Genomic DNA, 7,716 nt, shown 5'->3' with positions numbered 1-7,716 from the left:
CTGACCCCATGCCGAACTCAGAAGTGAAACGCCGTAGCGCCGATGGTAGTGTGGGGTCTCCCCATGCGAGAGTAGGGAACTGCCAGGCATCAAATTAAGTGTGCTGATATGGCTCAGTTGGTAGAGCGCACCCTTGGTAAGGGTGAGGTCCCCAGTTCGACTCTGGGTATCAGCACCAGTTTTTAGCGGTTAGAGTTCGGCAAATAAAGAATTTGCCTGGCGGCACTAGCGCGGTGGTCCCACCTGACCCCATGCCGAACTCAGAAGTGAAACGCCGTAGCGCCGATGGTAGTGTGGGGTCTCCCCATGCGAGAGTAGGGAACTGCCAGGCATCAAACAGAGACGAAGCCTCATGCGAAAGCATGGGGCTTTTTCTTTTTCTGGCGTTTATAAAACCTCCTGTTTACGTTAATTCATTTCTCTGTTCCTTCATTTGCACCCCCAAAGTGGTTTTTCTATGCTCTTTTTTGCGTTTTACAGAGCCATTCTGCGCGTAATATAACCACTAATGCAGACTCCTTATACGCTGGGCAGTGAAACATTTTCATCTATTGCATGAAGACTCGACAATCCAGGCAGAACCCGCTATCTTCGGGCATCTAGAAGTCTAAACGTATAAACGTATGTTGTGAGGGTAAAAGTTATGCCGATTCGGGTTCCGGATGAGTTACCAGCCGTGAATTTTTTGCGTGAAGAGAATGTCTTTGTCATGACCTCTTCTCGTGCAAAGACACAAGAGATCCGTCCGTTGAAGGTCTTGGTGCTTAATCTGATGCCGAAAAAGATCGAAACTGAGAATCAGTTTCTGCGGCTGCTTTCTAACTCACCGCTACAGATCGATATCCAATTACTGCGGATTGACAGCCGTGAATCCAAAAACACGCCTGCTGAGCATCTGAATAACTTCTACTGTGACTTTGAAGATATCAAAGATGAAAATTTTGACGGCCTGATTGTAACAGGCGCGCCGCTGGGCCTGGTTGATTTCAATGATGTCGCTTATTGGCCGCAGATCGAGCGCATTGTGCATTGGGCAAAAGAGCATGTTACCTCGACACTGTTTGTGTGCTGGGCGGTACAGGCGGCTCTGAACGTGCTGTACGGCGTGCCGAAAATGACTCGTGAGGTGAAACTGTCTGGTGTCTACCAGCATCAGACGCTTCAGCCACACGCCTTGCTGACGCGTGGGTTTGACGAAACCTTCCTGGCGCCACACTCCCGTTACGCAGATTTCCCGGCCGATGTGCTGCATGCGCTGCCTGACCTGGATATTCTGGCGGAGTCAGAAGAAACGGGCCCTTATCTGTTTGCGACCAAAGATAAGCGCATGGCGTTTGTCACCGGCCATCCGGAATATGATGCCGGCACGCTGGGTGGTGAATACCTGCGGGATGTTGCAGCGGGCCTTGAACCTACGTTGCCGGTAAACTACTTCCCTCAGGACAACCCGGATCTGCCTCCCAAAGCGAGCTGGCGCAGCCACGGCCACCTGCTGTTTTCTAATTGGCTGAACTACTACGTTTACCAGATCACCCCGTTTGATCTGCGCCAGATGAACCCTACGCTGGATTAATCTTTCCCTTACGGCAGCCGACAGGCTGCCGTCTGCATTGTAAGCCTTTCTCTGACCCCCCCTTTGAGCGTCACCTTAACCCCCGTTGCATCCTACCCTTCTGTTTTGAGATCCATTTCTTAATCGTAATGCAAAACTTAGCGCTCTAACTTATTGCTTTAAAAAGTACTTCTCAAGATTAATAAATAAAATGGAAATCGTTTTTGATTTTTATTGGGCATGAATTATGCTCAATAGTGCCGGTGTAATATTGACCACTTCCAGCGAGGATGCTCCGGTAACCACACGATCGGGTTTGCTGTCCCAGAATGTATGTCTCAGTGATCTGTTTGACTTATGTGCAGGAGAACGTGATGAATCAACCCACTTTAAGCCCGCCACTTAGCTTCACTCAGCCTTTTCAGGGCAATGAAAAAGCGATGTTGACGGAGCCGGCAATCCGCTTTGTGACGGATCTGGTCAGTGAATTTACCCCGCAGCGGAACCAGCTACTGAATGCGCGGAAAGTCTGGCAACAACATATTGATGACGGCGCATTGCCTGGATTTATTCCGGAAACGCTTTCCATTCGTCAATCAGAGTGGCGTATCCGGGGTATCCCTCAGGATTTGCAGGATCGTCGTGTTGAAATTACCGGGCCGGTTGAGCGCAAAATGGTGATCAATGCGTTAAATGCTGACGTGAACGTCTTTATGGCGGATTTTGAAGATTCATTGGCGCCGAGTTGGGAAAAAGTGATTGAAGGGCAGATCGCCCTGCGTGATGCCGTTAACGGCACTATCTCTTATACCCATGAGAGCGGAAAAATTTATCAGCTTAAACCTGACCCTGCAGTGTTGGTCTGCCGGGTACGCGGCTTACATCTGCCGGAAAGGCATGTGCAGTGGCAGGGCGAGGCGATCCCGGGCAGCCTGTTTGATTTTGCCCTCTATTTTTTCCACAACTATCAGGCATTACTGGCCAAAGGCAGCGGCCCCTATTTTTACCTGCCAAAACTGCAATCCTGGCAGGAAGCTGCCTGGTGGGCCAGTGTATTCAGTGCTGCCGAAGATCGTTTTTCCCTGCCGCGCGGCACCATCAAAGCCACCGTATTAATTGAGACGCTGCCGGCAGTGTTCCAGATGGATGAGATCCTCTATTACCTGCGTGACCACATTGTCGGCCTTAATTGTGGCCGCTGGGATTACATCTTCAGTTATATCAAAACCCTGAAAAATCATAGGGATCGTGTACTGCCGGATCGCCAGTCAGTCACCATGGATCAGCCTTTCCTTGATGCCTATTCACGGCTGTTAATTAAAACCTGTCACCGTCGCGGTGCCTTTGCGATGGGCGGTATGGCCGCCTTTATTCCGAGTAAAGATCCGGGGCGCAATGCCACGGTGTTGCAAAGGGTCAGGGCGGATAAAGAGCGTGAGGCCGCCAATGGCCATGACGGCACCTGGATTGCACATCCCGGCCTGGCTGAAACCGTGAATGCGGTATTCAGTCACGCATTGGGGGAGCGGCGTAACCAGCTTGATGTGCTGCGCGAACAAGACGCGCCTGTCACCGCAGAGGATCTGCTGGCCCCGTGCGCGGGGGAACGTACGGAGCAGGGGATGCGCGCCAATATCCGGGTAGCGGTGCAATACATTGAAGCCTGGATTGGCGGGAATGGCTGCGTGCCGATTTACGGGCTGATGGAAGATGCGGCGACGGCAGAAATTTCCCGTACCTCCATCTGGCAGTGGATTCATCACCAGAAAAGCCTCAGTGATGGCCGCCCGGTGACCAGCACGCTGTTCCGGCAGATGCTGGCTGAGGAGCTGCATACTATTCAGCAGGAATTGGGTGAGCAACGTTTCAGTGGCGGGCGCTTTGCTGAGGCCGCACACCTGATGGAACGCATCACTACCCAGGATGAACTGGTCGATTTCCTGACCCTGCCCGGCTACGCCCTGTTGGCATAAATCCGTCCCTTACTGATAAAGGATCGCCGCTATGACTCTTTCCCGTCACCAATACATCACTACGCTCGAACAGCAGTGGAAAAGCCCACGCTGGGACGGTATTACCCGCCCTTATCAGGCTGAAGAGGTGATCGCCCTGCGAGGCTCTGTGAACCCGGCCTGCACGCTGGCGCAGTTAGGCGCTGAAAAATTGTGGAAGCTGCTGCACGGTGAAGCGCGCAAAGGGTACGTCAACTGCCTTGGCGCACTGACCGGTGGGCAGGCGCTGCAACAGGCTAAAGCCGGGCTGGAGGCCGTTTATCTTTCAGGATGGCAGGTCGCGGCGGATGCCAACAGCGCCTCGGCCATGTATCCCGACCAGTCCCTCTATCCGGTGGATTCCGTCCCGGCCGTGGTGAAGCGCATCAATAATACCTTTCGCCGGGCGGATCAGATCCAATGGGCGAAGGGCATTGGCCCGGAAGACCGGGGCTACATTGATTATTTCCTGCCGATCGTTGCTGATGCAGAGGCCGGGTTCGGCGGGGTGCTGAACGCGTTTGAACTGATGAAAGCGATGATCGAGGCAGGGGCGGCAGCCGTACATTTTGAGGATCAACTGGCGGCGGTGAAGAAATGCGGCCACATGGGCGGCAAAGTGTTGGTGCCTACCCGGGAAGCGGTGCAGAAACTGGTGGCGGCACGGCTGGCCGCAGATGTCCTGGGCGTGCCGACGCTGTTGGTCGCGCGGACAGATGCGGACGCAGCCGATCTGCTGACGTCCGATTGTGACCCTTACGACAGCCGGTTCCTGACGGGCGAACGCACACCGGAAGGCTTTTTCTGTACTCATGCCGGCATTGAGCAGGCCATCAGCCGGGGGCTGGCCTACGCCCCCTATGCCGATCTGGTGTGGTGTGAAACGTCCACGCCGGATCTCGCTGCCGCCCGTGAATTTGCCGACGCTATTCATGCCCGTTTTCCCGGCAAACTGCTGGCGTATAACTGTTCCCCGTCATTCAACTGGAAGAAAAATCTGGACGACGCCACCATCGCCCGCTTCCAGGATGCGCTGGCAGAAATGGGGTACGTCTATCAGTTCATTACCCTGGCGGGTATTCACAGCATGTGGTTCAACATGTTCGATCTGGCGCACGCCTATGCGCAGGGCGAGGGCATGAAGCATTACGTCGAGAAAGTGCAGCAGCCTGAATTTGACGCCAGCCAGCGCGGCTACACCTTTGCCTCCCATCAGCAGGAAGTCGGCACCGGGTATTTTGATAAGGTCACCACAGTGATTCAGGGCGGCAGTTCCTCGGTTACGGCCTTGACCGGCTCTACCGAAGAGCAGCAATTCTGAGGTATACGGGGGTGGGTAACCGCCCTCTGTCTACAAGGAGGCAGAGATGGCAGAAACAATGGAAACCCTGATCGCGCATACCATCCTTCAGGGGTTTGATGCGCAGTATGGCCGCTTTCTGGAGATTACTGCCGGGGCGCAGCACCGGTTTGAGCAAGCGGACTGGCCCGCCGTGCAGCAGGCGATGAAGCAGCGCATCCATCTCTATGATCATCACGTTGGCCTGGTGGTGAAACAGCTGACCTGCATCACCGGGCCACGCATTCATGACGCGGCCTTTATCAGCCGGATTAAAACGATCTATACCAGCCTGTTACCGGATTACCCACGCTATGAGATTGCAGAAAGCTTCTTTAACTCCGTCTACTGCCGGCTTTTCCATCACCGTGATTTAACGCCGGATAAACTGTTTATCTTCAGCTCTCAGCCACCGGCACCGTTTCATCACGTTCCCCGGCCGCTGGATCGCCATGTCAGGCCGGAGCAGGGCATCCCCGCCATGCTGCACACCTTGCTCAGCGATCTGCCGTTGCGCCTGCCGTGGGAGAACCTGCCGCGGGATGTCCGGGCCATTGAACAGGTGCTGTTGCAACAATTTGGTGGCCCGGCGCTGGCAGATGCCCGGTTTGAGATAGCCAACGAGCTTTTTTACCGTAATAAAGCGGCGTGGCTGGTCGGCAAGCTCCGGCTGGCGGGCGAGGTCGCCCCTTTCCTGCTGCCGGTTCACCACAGTGATGAGGGCGCACTGTTTGTTGATACCTGCCTGACCGGGCAGGATGATGCGAGCATCGTATTTGGTTTTGCCCGCGCCTATTTTATGGTTTATGCCCCGTTTCCGGCCGCGCTGGTCGAGTGGCTGCGGGAAATTCTGCCCGGTAAAACCACCGCCGAGCTTTACATGGCGATCGGCTGCCAGAAGCATGGGAAAACAGAGTACTACCGTGAATACCTGGCGTTTATGGCGCAGCATGACGAGCAGTTCATCATCGCGCCCGGCGTACGCGGCATGGTGATGCTGGTATTTACGCTGCCTTCGTTCGACCGCGTTTTTAAGGTGATTAAAGACAATTTTGCCCCGCAAAAAGAGGTCAGCGCCGGGCGGGTGCGTGCCTGCTACCAACTGGTAAAAGAGCATGACCGGGTAGGGCGCATGGCAGACACCCAGGAGTATGAAAATTTTGTCATCGACAAACAGGCCATCAGCCCGGCGTTGCTGGCGGAGCTATGGCATGAGGTGCCGGAAAAACTGGAAGATCTGGGCGATAAACTGCTGATTCGCCATCTCTACATGGAGCGGCGGATGATGCCGCTGAATCTCTACCTGGCCGGGGCGGATGAGGCGCAGCAGCGGGCGGTAATTGAGGAGTATGGCAACGCCATTAAGCAACTGGCGGCCGCCAATATTTTCCCCGGCGACATGCTGTTCAAGAATTTTGGCGTTACCCGCCATGCGCGCGTGGTGTTCTATGACTATGACGAAATCTGTTATATGACGGAGGTCAACTTTCGCGACATGCCCGCCGCACGTTACCCAGAAGATGAGCTGGCGGCAGAACCCTGGTACAGCGTCGCGCCCAACGATGTGTTCCCGGAGGAGTTCCGCCATTTTCTCTGCGGCGATCGGCGTATCCGGGCGCTGTTTGAGGAGCTGCACGCCGATCTGTTCAGCGCGGAATACTGGCGGGGCCTGCAACAGCGGATCCGCAACGGCCATATTGAGGATGTGTTTGCCTACCGCCGTTGCCGGCGCTTCAGCCAGCGTGTACCGGAGAATTAGCTGCGTGTGCCGCCGTAGGCCTGCGTCACCTCTTTGGCTGCGTGAATCACCAGTGCGCCCAGCTCCGTTACGCGTTCATCCGTGATGCGGGAAACCGGCCCGGAGATGGAGATCGCCGCATAGGCGTCATGGTGTTCGTCAAAAATGCAGGCGGCGACACAGCGCAGGCCGAGCGCATGTTCTTCATCATCGAAGGAGTAACCGCGTTTGCGGGTGTCTGCCAGCGCCTGCCGTAAATTGGCAGGGGCAGTCAGCGTGCGCGGCGTGTAGTTGTGCAGGCCGGTTTTGTGCAGCAACGCGACCACCCGATCTTCCGGCAACGTGGAGAGAAAAGCCTTACCGGCGCCGGACGCGTGCAGCGGCAGTTTGCCGCCAATCGGTGCAGACATGCGCATCAGCGCGTTACATTGCACCTGATCGATGATGATGACCTGCGAGTCACTGTGGTCGAACACCGCCAGGTTTACCGTCTCGCCGGACTCCTCCATCAGCCGGCGCAACACCGGGTGCACCATTGCCAGCAGGTTACGGCTCTGCAAAAAGCTGCTGCCGACCACAAACGCGTGTGCGCCAATGGTCCACAATCCCAGGTCGCCCACCTGCCGCACAAACCCCTGTTGTTGCATAGTGGTCAGTAAACGGTGGGTGGTGGAATTCGGCAGCCCGGCCTGTTGGGCGAGGTCCGTTAACGCCACGCTGCCGTGCGAGGCGGCAATATATTCCAGCAGCGTCAGCCCCCGGGTCAGTGACTGTACCTGGCCGGTGGCCGCTGGGCTGGAAGCCGCGGCGCGGGGCTTTTTACCGCGTTTGACAGGGGAAGGCGTGACCATGGCGAAATCCTTTATAAGGGTGCGAAGGAGAAAACGTGGAAGTTATTTTCATTCAGTGAGTATGGCGGACAAGCCCCCTCTTTGCTCATCCGATGAGTGGGTGGCGGTAACTGAAAAAGTCTCAATATGGCTGATGACGGCGGCAGAAAAACTTGTGTTAGGATGGCGGTTGTCTGATTTTCCAGCACGTCGTCAGGTGCGCCATCGCATACAGGTTCCGGGCCCGCCGCCCGGTGAAAGGTAAG

Annotated in this window: 6 protein-coding genes, 1 tRNA gene and 2 rRNA genes; 8 read left to right on the top strand and 1 reads right to left on the bottom strand. The window is 55.6% G+C overall.

From position 1 onward, the window contains the following. The 7 genes from rrf (CYR55_RS21335) to aceK form a co-directional block, all read left to right on the top strand. Nucleotides 1-88, top strand: a 5S ribosomal RNA gene (gene rrf, locus CYR55_RS21335); the annotation flags it as partial. Between the two features lie 14 nt (nt 89-102). Further along, nucleotides 103-178: transfer RNA gene (locus CYR55_RS21330), tRNA-Thr, on the top strand. Nucleotides 179-215: 37 nt separating this feature from the next. Further along, nucleotides 216-331, top strand: a 5S ribosomal RNA gene (rrf, locus tag CYR55_RS21325). A gap of 312 nt (nt 332-643) precedes the next feature. Then, nucleotides 644-1,573 (top strand): homoserine O-acetyltransferase MetA, encoded by a 930-nt coding sequence (metA, locus tag CYR55_RS21320; protein ID WP_101818355.1) that lies wholly within the window; start codon nt 644-646, stop codon nt 1,571-1,573. Nucleotides 1,574-1,926: 353 nt separating this feature from the next. Then, complete coding sequence (gene aceB, locus CYR55_RS21315) at nt 1,927-3,525, top strand: malate synthase A (protein WP_101818354.1); 1,599 nt, start codon at nt 1,927-1,929, stop codon at nt 3,523-3,525. A gap of 31 nt (nt 3,526-3,556) precedes the next feature. After that, complete coding sequence (gene aceA, locus CYR55_RS21310; protein ID WP_101818353.1) at nt 3,557-4,864, top strand: isocitrate lyase; 1,308 nt, start codon at nt 3,557-3,559, stop codon at nt 4,862-4,864. A gap of 46 nt (nt 4,865-4,910) precedes the next feature. Further along, nucleotides 4,911-6,641 carry a bifunctional isocitrate dehydrogenase kinase/phosphatase gene (gene aceK, locus CYR55_RS21305; protein ID WP_101818352.1) on the top strand — a complete coding sequence of 577 codons (1,731 nt, stop codon included), beginning with the start codon at nt 4,911-4,913 and terminating at the stop codon, nt 6,639-6,641. On the opposite strand, the gene iclR is transcribed toward aceK, so the two are convergent. After that, nucleotides 6,638-7,471, bottom strand: a complete 834-nt coding sequence (gene iclR / locus CYR55_RS21300; RefSeq protein WP_101818351.1) for a glyoxylate bypass operon transcriptional repressor IclR — start codon at nt 7,469-7,471, stop codon at nt 6,638-6,640. The two genes, aceK and iclR, sit on opposite strands and share 4 nt — an antisense overlap. On the opposite strand from iclR, the gene CYR55_RS23650 reads away from it, so the two are divergent. Beyond that, complete coding sequence (locus tag CYR55_RS23650) at nt 7,470-7,715, top strand: hypothetical protein (protein ID WP_165699641.1); 246 nt, start codon at nt 7,470-7,472, stop codon at nt 7,713-7,715. The two genes, iclR and CYR55_RS23650, sit on opposite strands and share 2 nt — an antisense overlap. Nucleotide 7,716: the final 1 nt, after the last annotated feature.

The organism is Chimaeribacter californicus, from assembly GCF_002858675.1.
GTDB lineage: Bacteria > Pseudomonadota > Gammaproteobacteria > Enterobacterales > Enterobacteriaceae > Chimaeribacter > Chimaeribacter californicus.
The sequence above is the reverse complement of the archived record's forward strand: the minus strand, read 5'-3'. Positions and strand labels throughout refer to the sequence as shown.

Excerpts from the sequence above, each read along its gene's own strand:
- metA (WP_101818355.1), top strand. The coding sequence starts at position 644 with ATGCCGATTCGGGTTCCGGATGAGTTACCAGCCGTGAATTTTTTGCGT.
- aceB (WP_101818354.1), top strand. The coding sequence starts at position 1,927 with ATGAATCAACCCACTTTAAGCCCGCCACTTAGCTTCACTCAGCCTTTT.
- aceA (WP_101818353.1), top strand. The coding sequence starts at position 3,557 with ATGACTCTTTCCCGTCACCAATACATCACTACGCTCGAACAGCAGTGG.
- aceK (WP_101818352.1), top strand. The coding sequence starts at position 4,911 with ATGGCAGAAACAATGGAAACCCTGATCGCGCATACCATCCTTCAGGGG.
- CYR55_RS23650 (WP_165699641.1), top strand. The coding sequence starts at position 7,470 with ATGGCGAAATCCTTTATAAGGGTGCGAAGGAGAAAACGTGGAAGTTAT.
- iclR (WP_101818351.1), bottom strand. The coding sequence starts at position 7,471 with ATGGTCACGCCTTCCCCTGTCAAACGCGGTAAAAAGCCCCGCGCCGCG.